This window comes from Vibrio sp. 779(2023), assembly GCF_033344285.1.
Classification (GTDB): Bacteria; Pseudomonadota; Gammaproteobacteria; order Enterobacterales; family Vibrionaceae; genus Vibrio; species Vibrio alginolyticus.
On the sequence record NZ_JAWPOM010000001.1, the window covers coordinates 350,166 to 377,131 of the forward strand.

The following is a 26,966-nucleotide window of genomic DNA, read 5'->3' on the forward strand; positions in this document are numbered from 1 at the left end:
TTAAAGTATTGAAATGTATAGCAATTAAAAGTTGGCACGCCCAGTGCAATACAAGAAGAAATTATTTTTGTTTATCCCGTCATTCAAGGTAGTAATTATGACAATTCACGTAAAAAACAACATTCACTGGGTAGGTCAACGCGATTGGGAAGTTCAAGACTTCCACGGTACAGAATACAAAATGACAAAAGGTACCAGCTACAACAGTTATCTAATTCGTGAAGAAAAAACCGTACTGATTGATACGGTCGATCATCGATTCAGTCAACAATTCATCCAAAATTTAGAAATGGAAATCGACCTTAAGTCTATCGACTTTATCGTAGTAAACCATGCTGAAGAAGATCACTCAGGTGCATTGTCGGCATTAATGGAGAAGATTCCGAACACGCCAATTTACTGTACAGAAGCGGCGATTGATTCGATTGTGGGTCATCACCACCATCCTGAGTGGAACTTCAAAACCGTAAAAACGGGCGATAGCATCGATATTGGTAACGGTAAGCAATTGGTGTTCGTGGAAGCTCCAATGCTGCATTGGCCAGACAGCATGATGACTTACCTAACTGGCGATGCAGTGCTGTTCAGCAATGACGCATTTGGTCAGCACTACTGTGATGAACGTCTGTTCAATGATGAAGTGGATCAAAATGAGTTGATGGAACAGTGTTTGCGTTACTACTCAAACATCCTAACGCCGTTCAGCAGTTTGGTAACCGCCAAAATCAAAGAAGTGCTGAGCTTCAATTTGCCTGTTGACATGATCGCAACGTCACACGGCATTGTATGGCGCGATAATCCAGTTCAAATCATCGAGCAATACTTAGCATGGGCAGACAATTATCAAGAAGATCGCATTACGATTTTCTACGATTCTATGTCAAACAACACCCGAATGATGGCTGATGCAATCGCGCAGGGTATTCACGATGTCGATCCTGGCGTGGCGGTTAAAGTCTTCAATGTCTCTAAACATGATAAGAATGAAATTCTCGCCAATGTGTTCCGCTCAAAAGGCATCTTGGTTGGTTCTTCTACCATGAACAACGTCATGATGCCGAAAATCGCAGGCATGCTAGAAGAAATTACCGGTCTGCGCTTTAAGGCGAAGAAGGCCGCTGCATTCGGTAGCTACGGTTGGAACGGTGGTGCGGTGGATCGTATCCATGCTCGATTGACCGACGCAGGCTTTGAAACCGCAGTGAGCTTGAAAACCAAATGGCGACCAGATGGTAAAGCGATGCGTGAGTGCCGTGAACATGGTCAGAACATCGCGAAATTGTGGGCAAAGCATGACCTGACAAGTTCTGTTATTTCTCCGGCGATTGCTGCGTCTGCACCACAAGTTCAATCACAACCTGCTGCGCCAGCGACAACACAGGCGGTCGTAGATGCTGCTCCTAGCAATCCTAGTACTGAGGCGCATCCCGCAGATTGTCAATGCATGGTTTGCACCGTTTGTAATTGGGTATACGACCCAGCTAAAGGCGAGCCTAATCAAGGCGTTGAACCTGGCACGGCATGGTCTGAAGTGCCAGATTACTTCTTGTGCCCAGAATGCCACTTGGGTAAAGACGTCTTTGTCGAATACAACGGGTAAGGGGGCGAATATGCAAGCACCTATTGTGATTATTGGTAGCGGCTTTGCGGCTTACCAATTGGTGAAAACTGTCCGTCGAATGGACGCACATATTCCGCTGCAAGTGTTTACTGCTGATGATGGCGCGGAATACAACAAGCCCGATTTGAGTCATGTATTCAGTAACAAACAAACGGCCCAAGACTTAGTGGTTAGAAGTGGTGAGGCGTTTGCACAGGAACACAACATCGAACTGTTCGCACATACCATGATTGAGCATGTCGACGTGCAAGCTCAGCAAGTGGTAGCCAATGGCCAAGTCTATCCTTACTCCAAGCTGGTGTTTGCGACAGGCGCGAAAGCCTTTGTGCCGCCAATATCTGGTGAGGCAGCACCTGAGGTGATAACGCTGAACTCGCTACAAGAATATCAATTAGCGGAAGAGCAAATCAGCCGTGCGGAACGAATTCTAGTAATGGGTGGTGGTTTGATCGGCGTCGAGATCGCCATGGATCTCGCAACCAGTAGTAAAGCGGTTACGGTGGTTGAGCCAAATTCCCGTTTGCTCGCTAACTTGATTCCTGAATTCGTTGCATTGCCGCTCGAAAACCAACTTAAGCAGCAAGGTATTCAACTTGCCTTGGAGACTGGGGTTGTTGCGATCAATCGTTCAGATGATTCGCTGGTGGCGAGTTTGAGCAAAGGTGAAGCAATTGAAGCCGATGTAGTGATTTCAGCTGCGGGCTTACGTGCTAACACTTGGTTAGCGAAGGCTTGTGGGTTGAGCGTGAATAAAGGCATCGTGGTGGATACTCGATTACAGACATCAGTAGCCAATGTGTTTGCATTAGGTGATTGTGCTGAGATTCAAGGCCGAATGATGCCGTATCTCCAACCAATCGTGCTAAGCGCCAATGTGTTAGGCAAGCAACTATTGGGACAGGAAGCTGAGTTGAAGCTAACGCCTATGATGGTAAAGGTCAAAACACCGAGTTATCCAATTCAATTGGCGGGTGATTTCAGTTCGGTGACGAGTTGGAGTGTGCAGATTTCTCAAACTGGCATTGCCGCGAAAGCACAAGATGAAAATAGCCGACTCATGGGCTTCGTCGTGACGGGAGAACAAGTTACGCAAGCATTTCCATTACTTCGAGAGTTGTCTCAAGCCGGTCAGGCTTGACTGATTTAAACGAAAAGAATTGTAATTAGAGAGGGTATCATTATGTCGCATTTACGAATTCCTAAAGACTGGACTGTTCAACGTTCAACGCCTTTCTTCACTAAAGAGAATGTACCACCAGCGCTACTGACTCATCACAATACTGCTGAGGGTGTATTTGGACAGCTGTGCGTCATGGAAGGGCAAGTGACTTACTACGGCTTTGCTGATGAACATGCTACAGAAGCAGAAGTGATGGTGGTGATTAATGCAGGCCAGTTTGCTACAAGTCCACCGCAGTACTGGCACCGCATTGAGATGAGCGATGATGCTCAGTTCAACATCAATTTCTGGTCGAACAAGGACAAGAGTGGGCAAGCGATGTTCCACGCTAAGCAGTAGTGAACCTTTGTAAGTGCTTTGACTGTTACGCTAATCGTCAAGTAAAGGGGTGTAGAAGGCGCAATAAACGGACTGCAATGCAGGATCATCGAGACCGAGGAAAGAGAAATCACGAGTAATGATTTCAATTCTTTAGTAGCATGTTACGAAACATTTCAGTCAGGTGAACTAAGGGAAGCGTGCAATGGAAAAACAACGAGTAGCATTTATTGGTCTGGGTGTGATGGGATACCCAATGGCTGGTTACCTAAGTAAAGCGGGCTTTGAAACCAAAGTATACAACCGCACAAAAGCGAAAGCCGACAAATGGGCTGAAGAATACCAAGGCGTAGCTTGTGAAACACCACGTGAAGCGGCAGAAGGCTGTGACATCGTTTTTACCTGTGTGGGTAATGATGATGACGTTCGTAGCGTTGTTTACGGTGAAGAGGGCATTCTGGTCGGCTTGAAAGCGGACGCAGTGCTAGTCGATCACACGACCACTTCTGCAGACCTAGCGGTTGAGCTGGCTGAAGCGTGTGTTAAGTACGGTAATCACTTTATTGATGCGCCAGTTTCTGGTGGTCAAGCGGGCGCAGAAAATGGTGTTCTAACCATCATGTGTGGTGGTGAACAAAGCATTTTTGACCGTGTGTCTCCGGCGATGGATGTGTACGCGAAGCAGATGACGCTACTGGGTGAAAACGGTCAGGGTCAACGCTGTAAGATGGTAAACCAAATCTGTATTGGAGGCGTTTTACAAGGTCTGAGTGAAGCTTTGTTGCTGGCACAAAAATCAGGCTTGGACATCGCTCAAGTTGTAGAAACGCTTAAGCATGGCGCTGCAGGTTCTTGGCAGATGGAAAACCGCGCAAATACGATGGCTGAAGACAAGTTCGATTTTGGCTTCGCTATTGATTGGATGCGCAAAGACTTAGGTTTCTGTCTGCAAGAAGCTGAGCGAGTGGGTCTAGAACTTCCACTGACTAAGAAAGTGGATGAGCAATACGCAGACCTTCAACGTGATGGTTTAGGTCGCATGGATACATCAGTACTGATCAAAGCGGTAGCTAAAAATCAGTAGTTGATGAATCAGTAATAGATAAACAGTTCTTTGGTATCAAAGAGCTTAAAGAAATCTAAGTTAATCATAATGAACCTCCTTGAGCATGGTTTGTGACTTGTGATTAAGGATTAGTGATTTGAAATCAGGAGGTGCTGTTGGGCACCTCCTTTTTTATGTCTTTTAATCACACAGTGTGATGATTACAGCGTTCGCTTACTTGTTTAAGCCTAGCGCAATCTCAAGACCTTTGCCGTACGCTTCGTCTGCTTGGTATGCGTGTTGAACGTGGCGCTGTTGGATGAATTCCGGCACACCGTCCATTGCGCGAGCTGTGTTGTCGAACAGAGTTTGACGTTGCTCTTCGTTCATCAGACGGAATAGGTCACCCGCTTGGCTGAAGTAGTCTTCGTCTACACGGTGATCGTAGTGATCAGCGTTGCCATTGATGCGTAGAGGTGGCTCAGAGTAATCTGGTTGCTCTGCCCATTCTTGTTTGTAGTTTGGCTCGTAACCTAGTGTTGAACCAAAGTTGCCATCAACGCGCATTGCGCCATCGCGGTGGTAGCTGTGAACAGGGCAACGAGGTGCGTTCACTGGGATTTGATGGTGGTTCACACCTAGACGGTAACGCTGAGCATCGCCATAAGCGAACAGACGACCTTGTAGCATCTTATCTGGAGAGAAGCCGATACCAGGTACTACTGCTGCTGGGTTGAACGCTGATTGCTCAACTTCTGCGTAGAAGTTTTCTGGGTTACGGTTCAGTTCGAACTCACCAACTGGGATCAGCGGGTAGTCTTTTTGAGACCATACTCGTGTTAGGTCGAATGGGTTGAAGTTGACTTCATCCGCTTCTAGCTCAGGCATGATCTGTACGTACATCTTCCATTTAGGGAAGTCTTGACGCTCAATCGCTTCGTAAAGGTCACGGTGATGGCTTTCGCGGTCTTTACCTACGATCGCTTCTGCTTCTTGGTCAGTCAGGTTCTTGATGCCTTGTTGAGTTTTGAAGTGGAATTTCACCCAGTAACGCTCGTTTTCTGCGTTGATAAAGCTGAATGTGTGGCTACCAAAACCATGCATATGACGGTAAGAGGCTGGGATACCACGGTCACTCATTACGATAGTCACTTGGTGGAATGCTTCTGGTAGTGATGTCCAGAAATCCCAGTTGTTGGTAGAGCTACGCATGTTAGTGCGAGGGTCGCGTTTTACAGCGTGGTTTAGGTCTGGGAATTTTAGTGGGTCACGTAGGAAGAATACTGGTGTGTTGTTACCAACCAAGTCCCAGTTACCTTCTTCAGTGTAGAATTTTAGTGCGAAACCACGGATGTCGCGTTCTGCGTCTGCTGCACCGCGCTCACCAGCTACAGTAGTGAAGCGAGCGAATAGTTCTGTTTTTTTGCCGATGTCAGAGAAGATTTTAGCGCGAGTGTACTTTGTGATGTCGTGCGTTACTGTGAACGTACCGTAAGCACCAGAACCTTTTGCGTGCATACGACGCTCAGGGATCACTTCGCGGTCAAAGTGTGCCAATTTTTCAAGGAACCAAACGTCTTGTAATAGTTGAGGGCCACGAGGACCTGCAGTCATAACGTTTTGGTTATGTGCGACAGGGCAACCTGCTGCTGTAGTCAATTTCTTGTTTGTCATTTTTCTTCCCCCTCCAGGGCTCAATACCTTAGAAACTGTAGAGGAGGTTATTACGGAAAAGCTGGGGGAGAAAACTGATATTGCTTATCAATTCAATAGATGGTGACTATGGTCGAAACTATATTAGAATCAGAAATTTACTACATTAGCTTGATTGACATAACAATCGACGTTCTCGAATGCGATTGACTGGGGGGAAGCGCTATCCAGTTAGCGTGTCTGCGATGCTAGTAATATCGCCCCTTAAATGAAGTTTTACGTGTCATCAAAGGGACGAAAGGGAGGAAGTAATTAAGAGTACTTCACTTCAAGTTGTTCAGCTTTTGCAAATGCTGGGTGTGTCGCGAGCTGTTTCCCATAACGTTCAATATTAGGGAAGTGATTAACTAAACCAAACTTTTGAACCAATTCGACAATGAAAGACATCATGATGTCAGCGCCAGTCAGACGCTCTTCTACTAGGTAAGTTTTGCCTTCTAAGGATTGCTCGAAGTAGCCTAGTACATTCATTGCTTCCTTGTCGGCATAGCCTGATAAAAACTGAGTTTCATTTGGCTCTTTGCTTACGAAGATTTTTAGCAGCATAGGTAAAATTGCGGAGCTTTCTGCAAAGTGCATCCATTGCAAATATTCTGTGTGTGCTTTTGTACCGCGCTCAGGAGCAAAGGCTCCGTCACTGTATTTCTCAATCAAATATTCGGTCATTGCACCTGACTCAATGATAATCTCGCCGTTATCTTCAAGAACAGGTGACTTTCCTAATGGGTGAACACTTTTTAGTTCTGGCGGTGCCATGAAGGTCACGGAATCACGGACATAGGGTACAATCTCGTAATTTACATCTAGCTCTTCAAGTAACCAAATGATGCGCTTTGAACGAGACTGATTGAGGTGGTGAAGTTTAATCATTTACATATCCCTTTTTATAATGGGTCGTTAATCTGTACTACAAGCTTGCCGAAATTCTTACCTTCCAACAGACCGATGAATGCTTCTGGCGCATTATCCAGTCCTTGTACTAGATGTTCGCGGTATTGGATCTTTCCTTCTGCCAACCATTGATTAATATCTTGCGCAAATTCACCGTAACGATGTCCGTAATCATCAAAAATGATGAAGCCTTGCACCTTGATTCGTTTGGTCAGGAGCTTACCCATTAGTAATGGAAGGTGGTCGGTACCTTCAGGCAGCTCTGTCGCGTTGTACTGAGAAATCAAACCACAAAGTGGGATACGCGCGTTTGTATTCAGAAGTGGCATTACAGCCTCGAATACTTTGCCACCTACGTTTTCGAAGTAAACATCGATACCTTTGTCACAGGCATTTCTCAGTTGTTCTGCAAAGTCTTCAGCTCTGTGATCAATACACTCATCGAAGCCAAGCACCTCTTTAGCGTAACGGCATTTTTCTTCTCCGCCTGCTATACCAACAACTCGGCAACCTTTGATTTTACCAATTTGACCAACTGTTGCGCCTACAGGCCCCGTAGCAGCTGCTACCACGATGGTTTCCCCTGGTTTTGGCTGACCAATGTCGAGTAAACCCATGTACGCGGTAAAGCCAGGCATTCCTGCAACGCCTAGCGCGTAAGAAGGATTTCGCGGTTCTTTACCAAGTTTAATGACCATCTCACCAGTTGAGATAGCGTAGTCTTGCCAGCCAACAGTGTAGGCAAGAACCCATTCACCTGCTTCGTAATCTGGGTGGTTTGATGTTTCTACCTGACAAACTGTACCACCGACCATTACGTCATCAATTGCAACAGGGTCAGCGTATGATTCGGCATCACTCATGCGACCACGCATGTATGGATCTAGAGATAAATAAACCGTTCTCAATAGCATTTCACCCTCTTTCGGAGTCGGTTTCGTTACCTCTTCTAAACGAAAGTTTTCTTGTGTCGGTGCACCATGGGGACGTGACGCGAGTACGATTCTGCGATTTGTTGCGTTAGTCATATCTATCTCACTTGTTGATTAGACCGGTCGTCTAGTATTTGTTTCAAAATATCCCGCTTATGTAAAGCGGGAAGGTTTACTGTGTTAACACTGACGCTTTTTCTGACAGTGAAACGTGTGTAGGGTGTTCATTCTGCTTCCACGCCGCCCGTTATGGGCAAGTGCGCGTATTCTGCAGTAAGTCTTGAGTATAGGTCAGACTTTGCGTCAATGCTGCCTGATCTTGATAAAGTTTGTTCAGCAAGCTAGCGCCATTCCAAAGGTAGTATATCTGCCTTGCTAATAACGCACTGTCACCATTGGGGATTGAGCCATCTTTAATGCCGATGTCAATGCAATCCGCTATCGCTTGAATGGTTTTGTCTGCTCCTTGGCGTAATGCCAAGCGCATTGACTCTGAGAGATCGGAGACTTCTGCACTTAACTTAACCAATAAACATTTGTTCGCATTACACACGTCGTCTTCTACTTTGACCATTTCTTCGAAATAGCTCATTAGGCGTTGGTAGCCACTCAGTTCAGTATTGGTAAAGCGTGCGTTTAAACGCTCAAAATACTTAGTAAAGTAGTCTTGAATCATCGCTTCACCAAATTGTTCTTTGGACTTGAAGTAATGATAAAACGAGCCTTTTGGCACTGCGGCCTTTTTTAATAGCTCTGAAAGACCAACACTCGTGAACCCTCGGTTTACGATCAACTCGTATCCGACGTCGAGAATATGTTGGCGTGTGTCATTCGTCTTTGCGTTCATGAAGTGTACTATAGAATGAATTAGACCAGTCGTCTAGCCTTTGTTGTGGGTTATTTAATCAGCTCATACTCAATAACAAATAGCGTGTCGGTATTTGGGTAGATTTCTCGAATTAACTGCTTGAGTTTTGGTAGTTCGATGGCTTCTTGTTCTGCATGAAACTCATTAATATCTTCAAAGTGAAGTGGTTCTACAGAACGTATCTTGATATCGCAGACTTTACGATTCGTTTCTAAGGTAAAAACTTCGACTTCTGTATTGGGAACGTAATGGCTTTCTGATTCATCTCGAATCGTTATCGTCTTTTTGCCTGACGTGATCAACGGGGTTAAGAATTCAAAAAAAGTAATCTTGGTTGGATGAGATGGCATGATGTACTCGTTAGTCTGGTTGTTTGGCGTAATTATATACCCAAATCCCCCAGAGATTCCTGTATTACTAGAACGACCGAGTGCGGATGAAGCGAATTAACTTGGCACTAAAGTAACCTGAGATAACGCCTATCCAGTTGGTGCTGAGATCATCAAAACTAAATGATCGATTTGGAATAAAAAGTTGGCTCATTTCTTCCATTGAAACGATAGCCAACAGCAGTAGCAAAAGACGAATCCCAAAAACGTCGGTTTTATTCGGGCTCACCAGAGAAGGGAACGTGAAAACCGATAAAAAGCCGATCAATAAACTGAAAGTAAAGTGAAGCGTACTCGATCCGCCTAAGTAGGTTTCCATTTGCAGGTAAGCAGTATGGTGTAGGTCAGAGCTTTTCCACAAAGAGAGTGAAGCGGTTAGCATCAGGACTAAAACAAAACTCGTGCGTGCCAGTATTAAAGCCATAATTAACCTATTGGAAAGAAGCCTAAGTAACGTTTTACAAAGTACAGTGCAGCTAAATTCTGGATAGCCATGCCAATTGCCATTGCCCACGCTGCACCAATCACCCCAAACATTTGGCAAAGCGTAACAAGTAGGCAGATGGACACCGTACCGGAGGAAATTGTAATGTATTTCATGGTTCTCTCATGACCACTCATTAATAATAAAAAACCTACTGAACCAGTCGCAACATTGACTAACTGCCCCAGAGAAAGGACGACTAATAGTGGCGCCGCGGCGAGAAACTCCTCACCAAAAAACTGCATTACAAACTCGGGGAAGAGGGTGCAAATAATTACGGGTACAATCGCTAAACCAACATTGGCTCGGCACGCCAAGCGGCTCAGGTTCTGCAGTTTACGCATTTGACGCTCTTTGTAGAGAGAGGCAAACATCGGGGCGACCACAAAGTTAATGGTAATCAGCACGAAGCCAATCAGTAGTGATGTACGTTGGGCTGCGGCTAACAAACCGAGTTCCGCTGTTGAGATAAAAAAGCCCGTAATAACAAGGCTTCCCCACTGAAGAACATTCGTGAAGATACTGCCAACCCAGACTTGCTTGGCAGAAGCGACCATTTTTTTGTTTGGTACGAAAGCCGATGTTTGATATTGATCTGAGCCAAGCCAATTGGCACTAGATATGACCGCGACACCTATGCTCGCTAAAAGCAGTGCGGTCATTAGATTGTTGATATTTTGCTGACCGATATAGTCTAGGGCAAAGACAAAAATGACCATCAACATGCTTACCCCAAGCTGCAACGCAAACAGAGATGATACAACTTTTCTACATGCTTGAAGCACCCGACTGTTGGTTTGCGCAAGCACCAAGAAAGGTATGCAAAGCAAGCATAAAATAATCGCATACATTGGTGATTGAGTCTGGTTTAGCTGTTCTGGAAACAGATTAAACCCTGCCAACAAAACGCCTATGGCGAGCAAGCAAAATGCCATACTTCGATAAAGTGCGGTTTTATAGTTTTGGCTTTGTTCAAGCTTCTCTTTGTTATTAAAAGCGATCGCATTGTAACGAACTAACGAGACATCAAAACCTAGCTGAGAAACGATGGCGAGTAGCGAGACTAGGTTGAATAAAAAGAAAAATTGACCGGCCGTCGAAGCGTCACTGGTCTTCGATACAATCAGAGTCAGTAAAAAAGCAAATAGCGCACTCAACACACGCGTGATTGCGGTTTTTAATCCAGTAGATAACAAGCTTTTTTTACCGCTGGGCATCAACAGTAATTTTTGTTGAACAGTGTGAAACATAGGGGCATTTAACCGTAAAGTTTATTGAGTGCGAGGCGCTGTTTTTCTTCACTGAAGGCATCGTTTAATTCTGCTGTATATTGGCGAAAATCGATCTCTTCATAATGATTGACACAATGCGCGATCTGCTTGGCCATTTCTTCAGGTGTGAGCGCTAAAAACGGGTAGTTGAGATCTTTGGTTGCGCCGATGGTCCGAATAACCATAGGAAGATGTAACTTGGATGCTTCTAGAATGGTTAACGGCATCCCTTCCCATGCTGCAGTATGTAGATAAAGGTCTGAACCCTTGAGCTTTTCAACTACCTCATCGCGAGGCAGCATGCCCGTTACATCCACATTTTCAGTGCGTAATTTCTGTTCGAGTACGTGGTCACCGCCACCTATCCATGTGATCTCTATCGGGCGGTTAAGCGCATACCGATTAAGGAACTGCAATGTGCTGATAAGAAACTGAGGATCTTTTTGGGGCGCGACACGACCAAGTACAACGAGCTTCAGCGCTTCTTGCTTGTTTCGCTCTATACGATCTTCACTTTGATAAGACACGTAGTTGTTGAGCAGTTCGGCACGTTTCGCACCAATGCTAATGGCTAGGTCACACTCTCGTTGGCTACAGCCTGCAACCACATCAATTTTGCTCAGTTTTACTTTCTCTAGTGCTTTATAGATCTGGCGTGCAAGCTCTGAGATATCTTCACGTTCGAAGGCATAACAGTGCGGTGTGTAAACCAAGCGTGCCTTGCCAAGCTTTAGAAATCGGCCGAGAAATCCCGCTTTACTCGAGTGCAAATGCACGACGTCGGGAGCAAGTGATGCAATCATGTGGTTTGCATCGCGAATAAATTGAAGCAAGCCGCCTTCTACCCACTTTGTCTGTACGAAAATGTGGTGGTTGTTCTCATTGGTCAAGTCGTTTTCTCGGGCTCTGGCTAGCAAGAAATGTTGATAAGGCTCGTCTCTGGATGAGTGAACATAACTATAGAGGGCGGTTTGAACGCCACCTCCAAACGCTTCTGTAACATGGAGTACTTTCTTCATGATGATTTTGTCCCTGGTGTTTGCATCCATTTGTGTTTAAAAGCATCACGCTCTTGCTCTGAATAAACGTGGCGATACAAGGGAAGATCGTACATATAAAACAGTTTTGAGAAGTCGTAGTGATTCTTAAAGTGTTGGTGGATATTGGAGTACCACTTGTTTTTCGCTTCGTTGCTGTTTTTCAGTACGAAGTCTTGCAACTCAAGAAACTCACCGATTTCTTTATCAAGAGAACTGAGCTGTTCGCATTTGATTAGCATGACGTTGGCCTGATCGTTCTGGAATGTGAAGAAAGGTTGAGTGTTGTCCAGCTCTTGGCGCATCACATCGATATTGAAATTACGCTTTAACTCGTTGTCGAACCAGTCCGCAAAATAGTTGAGATTGATATAGTTATCAAAGCAATGCTCGAGGTGCTGATACGTGACTTCCATATCTCGGTGAATTGCATCATTCTTTTTGCCTTCGATAAATTGCAAATGGAGGTCTTGAAAGAAACGAGAAAAGACAGTTGCGATTGGATCGCGGACCAGCGTAACGATTTTAATCTGCTCGCGTTTTTGTAAGATACGTTTTCGCTGCTTGAGCACTAAGCGATAGAGTGCGCGGTTTCGGAAGTCGAAGAATTTACTCACGTCTTTTTTATTGTGATACATGTGAAATTCTTCGTGATCATCAAAGGTGTGGATGTGATAGCTCGGGATATTTTTCTCCCCTAGCGTGTGCTCAATTGATGAGGAGCCAACTTTGCCCATTTGGTAAACTAAAACAAAATTATCAGCTTGGAGTTCTCGGTTCTTTTCAAATTGTCGAGAGATTGAATACTTCATCTATCCTATCCTTGATTATTCATATTCGTGGTGATGGTTTACCGGAAAAGTATGAGCAATGGCCCTTGAGTCGTTGCTCATGCTGATCATGACGGGTAATAAGAGTATTAAAATTATGGTGGTGTTTACCGCAACGAAAAACACCATGATGAGGGCGTATATCGCAAGTAATAGGCTTTTTCTGTTTTCATTAAGACTACGGAAGCAAAAGCGAATAAAAAGAAAATAACCACCAAACAGCAGACCGATACCAAACAATCCGTATTCAATTGCGGTATCTAACACAAAGTTGTGGGTGTAGATCGCCAGCTCATCATAATTAAAGTAACTGATCATAAAGTTGGGTAACATTTTCGCGCCGACACCTAACACTGGGTGTTGAAGTAAAATATCTAGCCCATTGGCAAGTAAAAGTTTTCTATGAAGATTCGATACCCAGCGCGCTTCACTTTGGTTGGCAAATAAGACGTCTTCTTGGGTTATTTCCAATGTGTCTGCTAGCGTTTCAAACCCAACGTAGAGTGTGGTTGTGACGGCAGTAAACACAATGAAGCTCAAGGCTAATAAAATTGTCCACGTGTACGTTTCGCTGAGCGATTTTCTCATTAAGTTTTTTACGAGCAGTTGGTCAAAGAAGAAAAGCAGACAAAAACCAAGTAGCGCTTTTCTTTCTTGTGACAACACCAGTAATACTAAAGCTACGAGCATCAAAAGGTGGAAAGCGCGAATTTTATCTCGATAAAGGTACAGTAGTGAGCACAGTACACCGAACCCGTATTTACTTACCCCGAGTAACTTAAACCCACTTTGATAGCCCTGAGCAAAGTGCCATAAGGCAACGAGCGAACAGATGAAAAACAACAGATACGTGAAATAAACCATTACCCGTTCGTCATCAAACACGCCATAGGCGTACATTAGGCTCAGTAGGCACAAAATCGCTAACCATTGCACAGTTTCTATAACTAGCGGCATTAAAGGGACGCGATTTAGCAGACCATTTATGAACACATACCCAGTGAACAATACGAGGAACCCCATACAGGGATGTATGAGTTTTTCAGCTTTTCCTTCCAATACCACTAATGCAGTAAAACCAATAGACAAAAGGCTTGCGATGTCAGATGGGGCTAGCGCTATTCCTCCAGCACGAAACTTCATTGGAATAAAGAACAATACTAATAGGCATGCTGCAAGCAATGAGGCGCGATGGCTCGATGGCGCGGAACTATTTGTTGGCGCAAAGCTGCTGGTAGATTCCATAGTAACCTTCACGAAATTTATCGATGGTGTAAAGAGAGGTCCTATTGACTGAGTATTGACTTGCAGCGTCATACCGCTCAACACTTTCACACAGTTGGAGAACTTTTTGGCTCAGTTCAGTGGCGTTACCAACTTGAAATAAATATTCGGCACGTCCGGTGACGTCATCCAAACCAGGTACGTCCGACGATAGTACGGGTAAGCCTGCTGCCATCGCCTCAACCGCCGCCAAACCAAAGCCTTCGACGTGCGACGATTGCACGTAAATATCCATGTCGTTCAAAAAGGCTGGAACGTCAGAAACTACGCCATGAAAGTGAACACGTTGCGCGACGTTGATTTTTGTTGCCAATGCTTGCAGTGACGATTTTTTTTCTCCATCTCCCGCAAGGTGGAGTTCGTATCGTCTTGGTAAATGGATAAGTGCTTGGATAAGCGTTTCATGGTCTTTATGTTGGTGAAGTCGGCCCACCATTCCAATCTTGATAACTGGTTTGTCGATTAGGTGGCTGGCGAATCTTGGCGTCATAGAAAACCTTTTTAAATCAACGCCATTGTGCACCACGTGATATTTATGTTGATAGCGAGGCATGAACTTCACCAGTTCATCTTGTACTTTTTCACTAATACTGACCGTCAAGTCGTGGCCCCAATATAAGACGTATTCCATGAACTTAAACAGCGGATAGTCACGTCGACGGTTATAAGAACAGTGCTCAGTCTGGATTCGTTTTTTACCTACCGCCAATAGCGCTAGGTAAATGGAAGGGTAGAGGTGCCCGTGAACGACATCCGGCCAACGCAGCAAAGAGAATTTCTCACTCAATGACAATGTGCGCCAGTTAAAACACTCTACCCCTTGGGCGGATAGCATTGGTAAGTAATCATTTTCATCACACAAGACCAAAATTTTGATTTCGTATTCAGGCTTATGTTCTAAAACAAGGTCGACTAAGAACTTCTGAGCACCGCCGTTCTGAGAAAGATCATTGATAATATGTAGAATCTTGGTTTTCATGATTAATTGGTCAGATATTGCTGTTTAAGGTCGGTGATTTCTGTATTTGAGAAAAAGTGCTTCGTCAATTTAGAATTCAGCATTTCTTCAACGTACTCGGGTGTAGGTTGAAATTGCGTTTTGAATTCTTTCATTAGTGGCGAGTACCATTTGTTGTCTGATTGATTTTCATAAACAACATCCACGGGGTAACCTAAAAAGTCTTCAACTGCGGAGTTAGCCTTCGTTAGCTTGTCACTTCGAATGACCAACAGTGAGAAGTTATTGTTATGGTATGTTTGATAGCCTACTTCGTGATTAAAAGACTCGTTAAACACATCAATCCCTGTTAGTTGTTTGATCTCGTTGTCAAACCACTGCAGCGCATATTGATGATTCATGTGCTTATCAAATGCTTCTTGGAGTAATTGCGGTCGTTCGGTACGTATTGCGCTGTCATCCTTTAGATATTTGTCCGCCATCCAAAAAGGAAGTGCTTGAAAGAACATTGAGACATTTCGTCCGATCGGTTCACGCACCAGCGAGATAATTCGAACTTTTTTCTTACGCTTTAACATGCGGCTCATCGTTATGCGCTTTAGTCGTCGCTTTAACGCATTGATCTGAGGCTTATGCAATTGCGCTCTAACGGGGGATATTTGTTTTTGCGCATCGACGGTCATAAGGTCGTGCAAGTGAATCGAGTCAGGAATGGAATGCTCTAATGCACTCGAACCTACTTTGCCCATTTGATAGATCAATACCGGCTGTTCTTGGCTTTTCAACGTTTGGTACCAAGATAGGTTTACGTTAGTAGGCGTATTTCTGGACATAAAGCGTCTCTCCTTCCTTGGCCTTGGCTTGTGTGATTAAGACGCCAAGAGATGGAACTGAGTGTTGTATTTGTTTAGATAACGCAAGGTTAACCAGTGATGATTTTGTCGATTCTGAGCGAATGACGGTGATCAGACCATTGGCATACTGACCAAGAATAAGTGCGTCACTCACTGACAGTAGGGGCGGTGTATCGATAATGATCCGGTCATACTTATTTTGAAAATGTTCGAGCAACTTTTTAAAGCGATCAGAAGCCAATAATTCCTGTGGGTTTGGCGGAATTAGGCCGGCCGGTAATACATCTAAGTTGGCTTCTTTTATATGTGTAACACAATCTTTGATTGGCGTATCCATCGTCAGGATATGCGTTAAGCCAGGGCTTGATTCAGCAATACCGAATCGCTTTGCGATGGAAGGTCGACGTAAATCGCAGTCGATGATCAATACCTTTTCCATTTTTGAAAACGACACCGCCATATTGATACTGGTTGATGTTTTTCCTTCTTCTGGAATAGCAGAGGTAAAGGGCAATATCTTTTGCTTCGTGTTGGTTAATCTGAGCAGAAGCGAGGTTCTGACGGAGCGGCAAGCTTCACTAAATAGCTTTTCTTCATCATCTAAATACGCGGTATAACTGACGCCGTTTTTACGCAAATTGCGTTTTTTGACCATAGGAATCACACCTAAACACGTAACACCAAGTTTTTCCTGCACATCGGCTGTGCTTCGGATAACTTCTCGCATCGTTTCTAAGATGATGACTAGAGCGCAAGCAATGGCAAAGCCAAAAAAGGTGGCAATTAGTACCAGTTTGATTCGTTGTGGTGCCACCGGGAATAGAGGAATGATGGCTTTATCAGTAAAGCGAGCAGTGACATTCTTGTAGTCGCTGGTGGCGTTGGTCTCTTTCTCACGATTTAAGAACGCTTCATAGAGTGCCTTATTGGATTCAACCTCGCGTTTTAACTGTTCGTAACGCGCTTTTTGTGACCCTAACGATTGGAAGTCTGACTTTTTGTTATCGAGTTCTGCGCGAAGCATGTCCTCTTGCGCTTTTGCAGCAAGAAGGTCTTGTTGCTTACTGAAGGAAATGTCACGGATGAGTTGCTGGGTTCTAGATTGAATTTCAGCAAGCTGCGCTTTCGCCTGAATCATTCGATCATGTTTAGGTCCGTAGCGCTGTGCCAGTTCAGAGAGATTTTTGGCTGCCTGTGCTTCCGACAATTTTAGATCGCGGATTTGCGCTTGATTAGCGAATTCATCAATTGACAACAAGCTGTCTAAACTTTGCGAAGATTTACGTCGTAACAATTGGATTAACGTCTGCGCTTCAATACGCTTATTAACAGCGATATTCAGCTTGCGAGTGAGTTCTTCTAGCTCATTTGCGTAAATTTCATCAATACCATTTATATCGATCAACCCTTCTTTTAACAAGAATTCTTGCAGCGCTTGCTCCGAGTTACGTAATCGCTCCTCCAATTTTTGAGAGTTATTTGTCAACCAAGTAGCCGCATTTTGTGTAACGACCAATTTGGCTTCAAAATTTGCGTCAATGTAGGCTTGGCCGACCGCGTTGGCGATTGTCGTCGCAAGCTTAGGATCGGTAGAACGAAAGCGAATTCTGACTAATTGGGTGTTACGTACTGGCTCAATATCGAGTTTACTTCTGAAAGCTTGAAGTGCCTGATAATACGACTCTGAAAACTGGGCGGTTTCTTTTGGGCTTGGTGCCACATTCAGTAGGTCTTGAACAAAAGGAATCGACTTTATTTGGTCGATTTTTTTATTTAACCCCCCTGAGCTTGTGAACTCAGGTAATTGGGTGAGGTTCAGCTCTCTAATGACCTTATCTGCAATATGATTCGATTTTAAAATGGCGATTTGCGTTTGAAAGTACTCTTTTTTTGTCGTGTCGACGCCATATACTTCCTCGATTGAAAGGGCGCTTTTTTGCTCCTCTTGGATGAGTAGCGTAGCTGTAGCTTGGTATATCGATGCTTTGGAGTAGATATACCAAGTACAAGTTAATGAGAACAGAAGCGTGAATGCTGCGATGCTTAGCCAATTCTTTTTAATCGCTTTGAAGTGATGGCCAAAACGAATCAGTTCTACTTTGTTCATCTGGAGATTATTTGGATGAGTCCCGTTCATTTGATTCCCTGTCACTTAAAAGAAGCTCTGGTCAATAAATACAATGTCACCAGGTTCAACGTTGCGGTGCATACTGACCCCTTCCATCGTTTGACCTGTTTTATGCTTGGTGAGGTTAATGCCTTTGCGTGAGGCTCTGTCGGTCAAGCCACCTGCTAGAGCGATGGCTTTCTCTATGGTTAACCCTGGACGGTACTCAAATCCACCAGGTTTCCTGACTTCGCCATTAACGTAAAATAGACGAAAGTTATTGATGGTGACCATCACTTTTGGATTGATGAGATAATCGCCTTTTAAGCCCGTTTCTATTTCGTACTTGAGTTGTTTTGGTGTTTTTTTGATTGCTTTAATTCGGCCAAGGTAGGGGTAATCAAAGTAGCCATCTGACGTTATTAGAATATTTTTAATCGTAAGATCTTCTTCACCATAGACCTGCACGGAAATGGTATCGCCAGTATCGAGTAAGTAATCTTCCTCGTTTGAGTCAGCGTTGACCAAAGTGCTAAATAGCAACAACGCTACACTCATGAATTTGATGAATGCCTTCATTAATAATCCTTTTTACAGAGAAAACTGTGCGCTTAAAGTCCAAATATTTTGTTCGAAGCTATAATCCGATCGGCTAGAGTTTTTATCTTGGTATTGCCAATCGGCTTGCAGCTGTATCCAACGTTTGATCTGATAATCGATACCAAAAGATAGAGTGTACCGATCGTCGTTTCTGGAGATTCCCGTGTAATCATCTTGTTGATAAACAGCACCTAAGCGAGTTGCAAGGTAACTATTCCAATCGTGCTTGAGGTTCAGTCGGTAACGAGTTTGTAGGTTGTAATCGCCATCTTGATCGGGGTTAACCGCCGCTTGAGTGGTTTTCACGCTGACTAGAGTTTGTTCTTGAGGCAACCATTCAAAGCCGATATCCCAACTAAAGCCTTTAAATGTCTCTCGTTGAGCGCTGTCAAAATCTTTGATTTGATAACCGAGTCGAGCGATGCCTTTGGTTTTTCCTGTGACTTCCCATTCGGCACCGGTGTAATAGAAACTGGTGTTGTTATCTTTCGATGGCTGCGCAGAATTTCGGTGCTGATACTCGGTTACGATTTGGTTTGTTCCGACTAACCAATAGGTTCTTGGCGTCGCTCTTAAATAGAACTCCAAATGTGCATTGGGAGCTCGAAAATCGTTGTATTTAGTTTTAGCGTTTGGGCGACCAGGCAAGCCGTCACGATAGTTTTGATAGGTTTTATCACTATAGCCTAAACCGAATTCGAGTCTGCCTTTGGCACCGTTAGATCCAAAGACATAATTGGTTTTTACATCGTTACGGTTGAACTCTATTGGTGAGTCGATTGCGCTACCATTACCTTCGGTAATATCTTCTCCTCGAACTTCATGCTGGGCGCGAAAACGGTAATCAACCACTAAACGATGACGATGATTAAATTCGAAAAAGTTGGAAAACTGAAAAGTGTGGTCGTCGAAGTCGTTGCGATCGTCAGATGAAAAGCCAGCTTTTAACTTATATAAAATATCTGCGCGATAGCGATTCCGTTCTATACGTGCTAGTAAGCTTGGTTCTATACCCCAAATATTGACTGACTCTACATTGCCGGATTTTTCCGCTTTATTGATGTTGTCATCTCCCTCGTAGAAAGTTTTTACGAGGGGAATCAACTCTATACCAGACTCGGTTTGGTAAGCCATCGGTTCTGCGAGCAAGTCAGTAGAAAACAGACTCAATGCTATTGCCATTGTCAGTTTCTTCATAATCTCAACCTTAGTAAGCGTTAGCACCAGTGAAGCCTTTGAAAACGGTCATAAAGATGATTTTGATGTCCATCCAAACCGACCAATGGTGGATGTAATCCAAATCAAACTCGACTCTCTTTTCCATTTTTTCTAAGGTGTCGGTTTCGCCGCGATAACCATTAATCTGCGCCCAGCCAGTAATGCCTGGTTTTACTTTGTGACGTAGCATGTAGCGATCCACGATCTGACGGTATTCTTCATTGTGTGCCACGGCATGAGGGCGTGGGCCGACAATAGACATGGTCCCTTGCAGTACATTGATAAATTGAGGTAGTTCGTCCAAAGAGGTGCGACGTAGAAATCCGCCAAAAGGCGTAATACGAGGATCGTTCTTTGTCGCCTGTTTCACGTTGGAACCTTGATCCATGGTTGTCATTGAACGGAACTTCCAGACTTCAATCTTGCGTCCATCAAGACCGTACCGATGTTGTTTAAAGATGACAGGGCCTTTAGACGTTGCCTTAATGCCAATCGCAATGACGAATAGAATAGGGGCGATTAAGACCAAAATAATGCTCGAAAACAAGATGTCTTCAAACCGTTTTACCCAAGAAGAAATTCCAGCAAAAGGTGTATCAAAGACACTTAGTGTTTGAACTTGGCCGATCTGCGCCCAACGAGAATGTAAAAGGTTATAAGTGAAGAAGTCGGGAATCAGATACGTATTTGCGGTGGTATCTGAGAATTGGTTAAGAAGTGACGCAATGCGCTCTTTTGCGTGCATTGGCATCGCGATATAGACGTAATCTACTTCCCCTTTTTTAGCTCGCTCAAGGGCGTGGTCAACAGCTCCTTTAATAGGATAATCAGAATTTGGCAATCTGTCGGAAGATCGTTCGTCGTAAAAGCCATCAAAAAGCACGCCGTGTTCTGTGTGGTTTTGAATTTCGTTAGCTAGGGTAATGCCGTGAGGAGTTTGGCCGATGATGATTGCAGTGCGAGTGTTGAATCCTTTTTTTCTCAAATAGGCTAATCCGGTACGGAATGTTACTCGCCATGCCAAAAGCAGAGCGGGCGTAATCGCAAACCACAGCACTAAAATTGTGTTATCAAATAAGGTATGGACTTCAGAAAAATACAGCACAATAAAGATAAGTGCAGAAGTCACCGCCCAAGCAACACAGACAATAAACATCTGCTCTTTAAACGAACTGGTTCGCCAAGAGCGATACAGATTGCCGCTTTCTGCCATAAATAGAAAGGAGATGCCTCCAACGAAAGCCAATATGACGTAATCTTTCCCCATCGCAGTATTCATGTCTTTGAATACTAAAAACAGCATAAAAGAGACGATGACAGCAAGATCTGAGATGCGATATAAAAAAGCGAACTCCATCTCATGAGAGCGGATAAGTCCTTTTTGTTTCATGACTCAGTTTCCCTTCTGACACGCTACCGCCCTTGGGTGTCTTCCCCAATTGCCGTGTCGTGAACGTTATTAGTAGTTGGTGCACAGAGCATTCTGTTGAATACTGCTGAGTTTTTTGTCACGTGTAATTTCGTTGATAAGTGTAAAAATTTGCGTTGTTGAGGTAAGTGGAAATAAGAATGATATTTAGCCCTTTGGCTAAGTTTGGCGGGTTAGGAAAAAGCTGGTACTTACTTATGAGGAATGAGGAAAAGTATTAAAAATGAAGTATCAGTACAAAGACAATGGTTTATGTGAGGGTAGAAGAAACGGGTGATTTGATTCGTTAACGATTAATGATTTAGTATCGAATTGCTGATATTTATTAAGATAAAAAAATCCCTCTCACTTGAGAGGGATTTTTTTGAGTAAGGACGAATGAATTATTCGACTTCTACGCCGTTTTCTTTGTATAGGCGGCGGCATGCGCGACCATCACTGTGGAACAGGTGACAACGATGAGCTGGAATACCGATCTCGATTTTATCGCCAGTGTCGACTGCAAGCGTGTCAGGCTGACGGAAAATAACGTCGGCGTCCGCCCCTTCTAGATTTAGGTATACTTGAGTTTCGTTACCTAGCTTCTCAACAATCATCACTTCACCGTGAATACTTGCATCAGCTTCAGAAGCGGATAATAGGTGCTCAGGGCGAATGCCTAAAGACATTCGGTCGCCGCGGTTAACTGTTGTACCATCCACTGGAATCCAGAAAGATACGCCGTTAGATAGTTGAACTTTGACGCGCTCTGCTTCTACTTCATCAATGAATACGCTCATGAAGTTCATTTTCGGAGAACCGATAAAGCCAGCTACAAAGCGGTTTTGTGGGTAATGGTAAAGCTCAAGCGGCTTACCAACTTGCGATACATAACCGCCGTCTAGTACAACGATTTTATCTGCCATTGTCATCGCTTCTACCTGATCGTGCGTTACGTAGATCATGGTACAACCAAGTTGGCGTTGTAGCTTAGTAATTTGTGCACGCATGTTTACACGTAGTGCCGCATCCAAGTTTGATAGTGGCTCGTCTAGAAGGAATACATTTGGCTGCGATACCAATGTTCGGCCAATCGCCACACGTTGACGCTGTCCACCAGAAAGTGCTTTTGGTTGGCGCTCAAGCAAGTGGCCTAGTTGTAGGATTTCTGCTGCTTGTTCAACACGCTTGTCGATTTCTGCTTTGTCTGCTTTTGCTAGTTTCAAGCCAAATGACATGTTGTCATATAAGTTAAGGTGCGGGTAAAGAGCGTAAGACTGGAATACCATACCAACACCACGTTTGGATGGTTCGACGTCATTCATGCGCTGGTCACCAATATACAAATCACCTGAAGTAATGTCTTCAAGACCGGCAATACAACGTAAAAGGGTAGATTTACCACAACCTGATGGACCTACGAAAACAACAAATTCACCTTCGTTGATTGTTAGGTCTACGTTCTTAGAAATCAGTACGTCGCCATACGCTTTACAAACATTTTTTAACGTGACACTCGCCATGTAGCTCGTCCTCGATCAATTTTTTATTATTCACCGCTCATCATTATATGAATTATCTAGCGAGCAGTAACAGTAGGAATCGGTAAGTTCTTGCGGTTGGTAAGAAAAGTAGGGTAGCACTTCAATAAAATGTCCTGAATAGAAGTGCTACCCATCATAGCCAAGTACGAGTTTCTCTCCCCCACATTATTCGTATTGTCTCCCCCGTGAAATAATTACCACAAACAACACTAATAATGACATTCCACTCGTCTGGCAATGCAAAACCAGCAAATCTTTTTCCTAATACGTAGGCACTGCTGGGAAAGGGTTCTTACCATCCACTCTTGGATGACTGCAGTTTCTAAGATTGTGCGTAGTGCGACATCCTCCTAATAGAAATAATTGTAGGGGGAGTAGAAAGGGAGGAGTAAAAAAGGAGGAGGAAGAAAGCAGTTGGTCGGAAATCACATTATTGCACCACCTAAAGTTGAAACCGATCACAGGAACTATCCATTTTGTGATTTGAGTCTCTTACCCTTGGCGATTTAGATCACGAAAATACGTCATAATTGTAAGGGCGTAGGGATTAGGAGGATGAGACATATTGGATTATTTCAGATGATATATGTCGAAATACGGCTGAACCTCAATGGACTAGCCCTACATCAAAAATATAAAAAGGATACGAACATGAAAAAGTTAAGCGCTGTAGCACTAGGTACTCTTGTTGCTTTGGGTTCTTTTGGTGCTAATGCTGCCATCGAAGAAGGACAACTTACTATCTGGATCAACGGTGATAAAGGCTACAACGGCCTTGCTGAAGTTGGTAAGAAATTTGAAGAAGACACAGGCATTAAAGTGACTGTGGCTCACCCAGATGGCCTTCAAGACAAATTCCCTCAAACTGCAGCGACTGGCGACGGTCCTGATATCGTATTCTGGGCTCACGACCGTTTCGGTGGTTACGCAGAAGCTGGCCTGCTAGCAGAAATTAAACCTTCTAAGAATATTCAAGAAGGTATCGTTGATTTCGCTTGGGATGCAGTACGTTACGACGGCAAATTGATCGGCTATCCAGTTGCGGTTGAGTCTCTATCTCTAATCTACAACAAAGACCTAGTTCCAAACCCACCAAAGTCTTGGGAAGAGGTTGCAGCATTAGATGCAAAACTTAAAAAAGACGGCAAGTCTGCAATCATGTGGAACCTAAAAGAACCGTACTTCACTTGGCCACTAATGGCTGCTGATGGCGGCTACGCGTTTAAATACACTTCTGAAGGTTACGATGTTAAAGACGCTGGTATCGCGAAAGAAGGCGTTAAAGACGCAATGAGCTTCGTAAAAGGCTTAGTTGATAAAGGCGTAATCTCTGCGGATATGGATTACTCCGTGTCTGAATCTGCGTTCAACCAAGGCAAAACAGCGATGACGATCAACGGTCCATGGTCTTGGGGCAACATTGAGAAGTCTGGCGTTAACTACGGCGTGACTACGCTACCTAAGTTCCAAGGTCAATCTTCTAAGCCATTCGTTGGTGTTCTAACGGCTGGTATCAGCACTGCGTCTCCAAACAAAGACCTAGCAGTTGAGTTCATTGAGAACTACCTACTAACAAACGATGGCCTACGTATGGTTAACAACGATAAGCCTCTAGGTGCGGTAGCACTTAACTCGTTCCAACGTGAGCTAGATTCAGATACTCGTATCGCAGCAACAATGGACAATGCGATGAACGGCGAAATCATGCCAAATATCCCTCAAATGAACGCATTCTGGGGTGCGGCTAAGAACGCAATCATCAACGTAGTTGACGGTCGTCAAACTGTCGATGCAGCTCTTGCAGATGCAGAAAAACAAATGACTAAATAATTAAGTAAGACCTTTTTAAGGAGGAGGCAACTCCTCCTTACTTTTCTATATTTATTCTATATTCGCTAGCAGGTTCCCTATGCAGTCAGTTCAAGGTACAAATGCTATGACAGCACCAGAAGCCAGCCTTCCGAGCAGCAAAAAAGTGTTCATGAAATGGTCACTTTTAGGCACAGTCGGCATCATCAATGGCTACGCAACAATCCTTATGTATTCTCGCGGTGAGATTGCGTTTGCACTACTTACGCTCATTCTTACCGCTTTAGCGTTGTTCATCTTTGGTAGTAAAAAGACGTACGCACACCGTTACATCTACCCTGGTATAGCAGGGATGATCCTTTTCATTCTTTTTCCTTTGGCGTACACCATAGGTTTGGCGTTTACCAACTATAGCGCGAAAAACCAACTCTCTTTTGATCGCGCTCAGAACGTACTTTTGGACCGAACTTACCAAAGTGGTGATAGCTACCCGTTCACTTTGTATAAAACGGAGCAAGGCCATCAACTTGTGGTTGAAAAAGATGGTGAGCTACTTGCAAGCCCGACTTTTCAGCTTGATAACCTTTCAGCATCGGAGTTTGATCTTTCACCAATTGAAGAAGTGACGGGTGAAAAAGAATCAATCAAGGCGATTGTTAAGAACCGCAGTGCGTTGAGCAGTGTCGATTTACATTTGCCAAGCGGTGATGATATCCGTATGAGTGGGCTGCGCAAATTTGCTGCAGTTGTGCCTTTGTACACATTACAAGAAGATGGTGAAACGCTTTACAACAACCGGACTGAAGAAACGCTACGTCCAAATATGGAAGTAGGTTACTACCAGCCTGTCGATGAAAACGGTCAATTTGTTGGCAGCACAGTGTCACCAGGTTTCGTGGTGAACATTGGTACCCACAACTTTGAGCGTGTTTGGAAAGATGATGGTATCAAAGAGCCGTTTATCAGTATCTTTATCTGGACCATTGTTTTCTCTGCGCTAACCGTATTGTTTACGCTTGTTATTGGTCTTGTCCTTGCCAGTGTGGTTCAGTGGGAAGCACTTAAAGGTCGCTCAGTTTACCGTTTGTTGCTAATCCTGCCTTATGCAGTTCCGGCGTTTATTTCTATCTTGATCTTTAAAGGTTTGTTTAACCAAAGCTTTGGTGAGATCAACATGTTGTTGGAAGGCTTATTCGGCATTAGCCCGGCTTGGTTCTCTGATCCGTTCATGGCGAAAACCATGATCTTAATTGTTAACACTTGGCTTGGTTTCCCTTACATGATGATTTTGTGTATGGGCTTACTAAAAGCGATTCCAGACGATTTATATGAAGCATCAGCCATTGATGGTGCGAACTTTGTCACGAACTTCACACGTATCACACTACCAATGATGTTGAAGCCGTTAACACCATTGTTGATCGCGAGTTTTGCATTTAACTTCAACAACTTCGTACTTATCCAGTTGTTGACTGGCGGTGGTCCAAATATGATTGGTACATCAGAGCCTGCGGGTTACACCGACCTACTAGTAAGTTACACCTACCGAATCGCATTCGAAGGTGCTGGCGGTCAAGACTTCGGCCTAGCAAGTGCGGTAGCAACGCTTATCTTCCTATTGGTTGGCGCATTGGCACTTATCAACCTACGCGTAACTAAAGTAGCTCAGGACTAAGGAGAAATTACAATGGCAATGGTACAAGGTAAGTCATTAAAGTATCGTGTTTGGGCTACTCATATTGCAATGTGGGCATTCTTGGCACTGATTATTTTCCCTTTACTGATGATCATCGCGATTTCATTCCGTGAAGGTAACTTTGCAACGGGTAGCCTGATCCCAGACAACCCAACACTTGATCACTGGAAATTGGCATTAGGTTTCTCGGTGACTAATCCAGACGGTACAGTTACACCGCCACCATTCCCAGTAATGACATGGTTGTGGAACTCGGTAAAAGTGGGTGGTATTTCTGCAATCCTAATCGTGGCGCTATCAACCACATCGGCTTACGCGTTTGCTCGTATGAAGTTCAAAGGTAAGAACACCATTCTTAAAGCGATGATGATCTTCCAGATGTTCCCTGCGGTGTTGGCACTGGTTGCTCTGTACGCGTTGTTCGACAAACTGGGTCAGTACATTCCTTTCCTTGGTCTGAACACGCATGGCGGTCTGATCTTCGCTTACTTAGGTGGTATCGCACTGCACGTTTGGACCATTAAAGGCTACTTCGAAAGTATTGACTCGTCTCTAGAAGAAGCGGCGGCTCTTGATGGTGCTACACCATGGCAAGCATTCCGTTTGGTATTGCTGCCACTGTCTGTACCAATCCTAGCGGTAGTCTTCATATTGTCGTTCATCATGGTAATTGGTGAAGTTCCTGTAGCGTCACTACTGCTTTCTGATGTAGACTCGTACACACTTGCAGTGGGTATGCAGCAATACCTATATCCACAAAACTACTTGTGGGGTGACTTTGCCGCAGCTGCTGTACTTTCAGCAGTGCCAATCACTGCCGTATTCTTACTTGCGCAGCGCTGGTTGGTTGGTGGTCTAACCGCTGGTGGTGTGAAAGGATAATCTCTTGTGGTCTGAGATTGATAAGAA

24 protein-coding genes are annotated in these 26,966 nt (G+C 44.2%); 7 read left to right on the top strand and 17 right to left on the bottom strand.

Annotated elements, in window-relative coordinates:
* Positions 1-97 precede the first annotated feature (97 nt).
* From norV to R8O70_RS01545, 4 genes are all read left to right on the top strand, one after another.
* Positions 98-1,600, top strand: coding sequence for an anaerobic nitric oxide reductase flavorubredoxin (norV, locus tag R8O70_RS01530; RefSeq protein WP_143693626.1), 1,503 nt, complete (start codon positions 98-100; stop codon positions 1,598-1,600).
* 10 nt (positions 1,601-1,610) lie between these two features.
* The gene (gene norW / locus R8O70_RS01535) at positions 1,611-2,759 is read left to right on the top strand and encodes an NADH:flavorubredoxin reductase NorW (RefSeq protein ID WP_258624760.1); all 1,149 of its coding nucleotides are present in this window, start codon (positions 1,611-1,613) and stop codon (positions 2,757-2,759) included.
* A gap of 42 nt (positions 2,760-2,801) precedes the next feature.
* On the top strand, positions 2,802-3,140 hold the full coding sequence (locus R8O70_RS01540) for a DUF1971 domain-containing protein (RefSeq protein WP_258624761.1): 339 nt from the start codon (positions 2,802-2,804) through the stop codon (positions 3,138-3,140).
* Positions 3,141-3,324: 184 nt separating this feature from the next.
* Positions 3,325-4,203 (top strand): NAD(P)-dependent oxidoreductase, encoded by an 879-nt coding sequence (locus tag R8O70_RS01545; protein WP_017821261.1) that lies wholly within the window; start codon positions 3,325-3,327, stop codon positions 4,201-4,203.
* A gap of 195 nt (positions 4,204-4,398) precedes the next feature.
* On the opposite strand, the gene R8O70_RS01550 is transcribed toward R8O70_RS01545, so the two are convergent.
* The 17 genes from R8O70_RS01550 to malK all read right to left on the bottom strand — a co-directional run bounded on the left by R8O70_RS01550 (position 4,399) and on the right by malK (position 22,531).
* Entirely contained in the window at positions 4,399-5,838 is a 1,440-nt protein-coding gene (locus tag R8O70_RS01550) for a catalase (RefSeq protein WP_042521590.1), read from the bottom strand.
* Positions 5,839-6,129: 291 nt separating this feature from the next.
* A complete protein-coding gene (locus tag R8O70_RS01555) occupies positions 6,130-6,747 on the bottom strand; it encodes a glutathione S-transferase family protein (RefSeq protein WP_005375238.1) in 618 nt (205 codons plus the stop codon).
* A gap of 14 nt (positions 6,748-6,761) precedes the next feature.
* Positions 6,762-7,796 (bottom strand): NADP-dependent oxidoreductase, encoded by a 1,035-nt coding sequence (locus R8O70_RS01560; RefSeq protein ID WP_258624763.1) that lies wholly within the window; start codon positions 7,794-7,796, stop codon positions 6,762-6,764.
* A gap of 151 nt (positions 7,797-7,947) precedes the next feature.
* The gene (locus R8O70_RS01565) at positions 7,948-8,547 is read right to left on the bottom strand and encodes a TetR/AcrR family transcriptional regulator (protein ID WP_318184006.1); all 600 of its coding nucleotides are present in this window, start codon (positions 8,545-8,547) and stop codon (positions 7,948-7,950) included.
* 50 nt (positions 8,548-8,597) lie between these two features.
* On the bottom strand, positions 8,598-8,918 hold the full coding sequence (gene yqfB, locus R8O70_RS01570) for a N(4)-acetylcytidine aminohydrolase (protein WP_206953498.1): 321 nt from the start codon (positions 8,916-8,918) through the stop codon (positions 8,598-8,600).
* A 67-nt stretch (positions 8,919-8,985) separates the two neighbouring features.
* Positions 8,986-9,381: a VanZ family protein gene (locus tag R8O70_RS01575; RefSeq protein WP_047102581.1), complete on the bottom strand. Its 396-nt coding sequence runs from the start codon at positions 9,379-9,381 to the stop codon at positions 8,986-8,988.
* A 2-nt stretch (positions 9,382-9,383) separates the two neighbouring features.
* Complete coding sequence (locus R8O70_RS01580; RefSeq protein WP_258624766.1) at positions 9,384-10,691, bottom strand: oligosaccharide flippase family protein; 1,308 nt, start codon at positions 10,689-10,691, stop codon at positions 9,384-9,386.
* A gap of 8 nt (positions 10,692-10,699) precedes the next feature.
* A complete protein-coding gene (locus R8O70_RS01585) occupies positions 10,700-11,731 on the bottom strand; it encodes a glycosyltransferase family 4 protein (protein WP_053303830.1) in 1,032 nt (343 codons plus the stop codon).
* Positions 11,728-12,561: a putative capsular polysaccharide synthesis family protein gene (locus tag R8O70_RS01590; protein ID WP_005375258.1), complete on the bottom strand. Its 834-nt coding sequence runs from the start codon at positions 12,559-12,561 to the stop codon at positions 11,728-11,730. The genes R8O70_RS01585 and R8O70_RS01590 overlap by 4 nt, the downstream gene beginning before the upstream one ends.
* A 15-nt stretch (positions 12,562-12,576) precedes the next feature.
* A complete protein-coding gene (locus tag R8O70_RS01595) occupies positions 12,577-13,824 on the bottom strand; it encodes an O-antigen ligase family protein (protein WP_053303828.1) in 1,248 nt (415 codons plus the stop codon).
* Positions 13,790-14,842 (bottom strand): glycosyltransferase, encoded by a 1,053-nt coding sequence (locus R8O70_RS01600; protein WP_318184007.1) that lies wholly within the window; start codon positions 14,840-14,842, stop codon positions 13,790-13,792. The genes R8O70_RS01595 and R8O70_RS01600 overlap by 35 nt, the downstream gene beginning before the upstream one ends.
* Positions 14,843-14,844: 2 nt before the next feature.
* Positions 14,845-15,654 (bottom strand): putative capsular polysaccharide synthesis family protein, encoded by an 810-nt coding sequence (locus tag R8O70_RS01605; protein WP_053303826.1) that lies wholly within the window; start codon positions 15,652-15,654, stop codon positions 14,845-14,847.
* Entirely contained in the window at positions 15,632-17,812 is a 2,181-nt protein-coding gene (locus R8O70_RS01610; protein WP_171342490.1) for a GumC family protein, read from the bottom strand. Before R8O70_RS01610 ends, R8O70_RS01605 begins: the two co-directional genes overlap by 23 nt.
* A 15-nt stretch (positions 17,813-17,827) precedes the next feature.
* Positions 17,828-18,361: a polysaccharide biosynthesis/export family protein gene (locus tag R8O70_RS01615; RefSeq protein WP_005375265.1), complete on the bottom strand. Its 534-nt coding sequence runs from the start codon at positions 18,359-18,361 to the stop codon at positions 17,828-17,830.
* 12 nt (positions 18,362-18,373) lie between these two features.
* Complete coding sequence (locus tag R8O70_RS01620) at positions 18,374-19,579, bottom strand: outer membrane beta-barrel protein (protein WP_017635284.1); 1,206 nt, start codon at positions 19,577-19,579, stop codon at positions 18,374-18,376.
* Between the two features lie 10 nt (positions 19,580-19,589).
* Positions 19,590-20,990: an undecaprenyl-phosphate glucose phosphotransferase gene (locus R8O70_RS01625; protein WP_258479375.1), complete on the bottom strand. Its 1,401-nt coding sequence runs from the start codon at positions 20,988-20,990 to the stop codon at positions 19,590-19,592.
* A gap of 422 nt (positions 20,991-21,412) precedes the next feature.
* A complete protein-coding gene (gene malK, locus R8O70_RS01630; protein WP_005375271.1) occupies positions 21,413-22,531 on the bottom strand; it encodes a maltose/maltodextrin ABC transporter ATP-binding protein MalK in 1,119 nt (372 codons plus the stop codon).
* 672 nt (positions 22,532-23,203) lie between these two features.
* On the opposite strand from malK, the gene malE reads away from it, so the two are divergent.
* The 3 genes from malE (at position 23,204) to malG (ending at position 26,939) form a co-directional block, all read left to right on the top strand.
* The gene (malE, locus tag R8O70_RS01635) at positions 23,204-24,382 is read left to right on the top strand and encodes a maltose/maltodextrin ABC transporter substrate-binding protein MalE (RefSeq protein WP_005375272.1); all 1,179 of its coding nucleotides are present in this window, start codon (positions 23,204-23,206) and stop codon (positions 24,380-24,382) included.
* A gap of 79 nt (positions 24,383-24,461) precedes the next feature.
* Positions 24,462-26,036, top strand: coding sequence for a maltose ABC transporter permease MalF (malF, locus tag R8O70_RS01640; protein ID WP_005375273.1), 1,575 nt, complete (start codon positions 24,462-24,464; stop codon positions 26,034-26,036).
* A gap of 12 nt (positions 26,037-26,048) precedes the next feature.
* Positions 26,049-26,939 carry a maltose ABC transporter permease MalG gene (malG, locus tag R8O70_RS01645; protein WP_005375275.1) on the top strand — a complete coding sequence of 297 codons (891 nt, stop codon included), beginning with the start codon at positions 26,049-26,051 and terminating at the stop codon, positions 26,937-26,939.
* Positions 26,940-26,966: the final 27 nt, after the last annotated feature.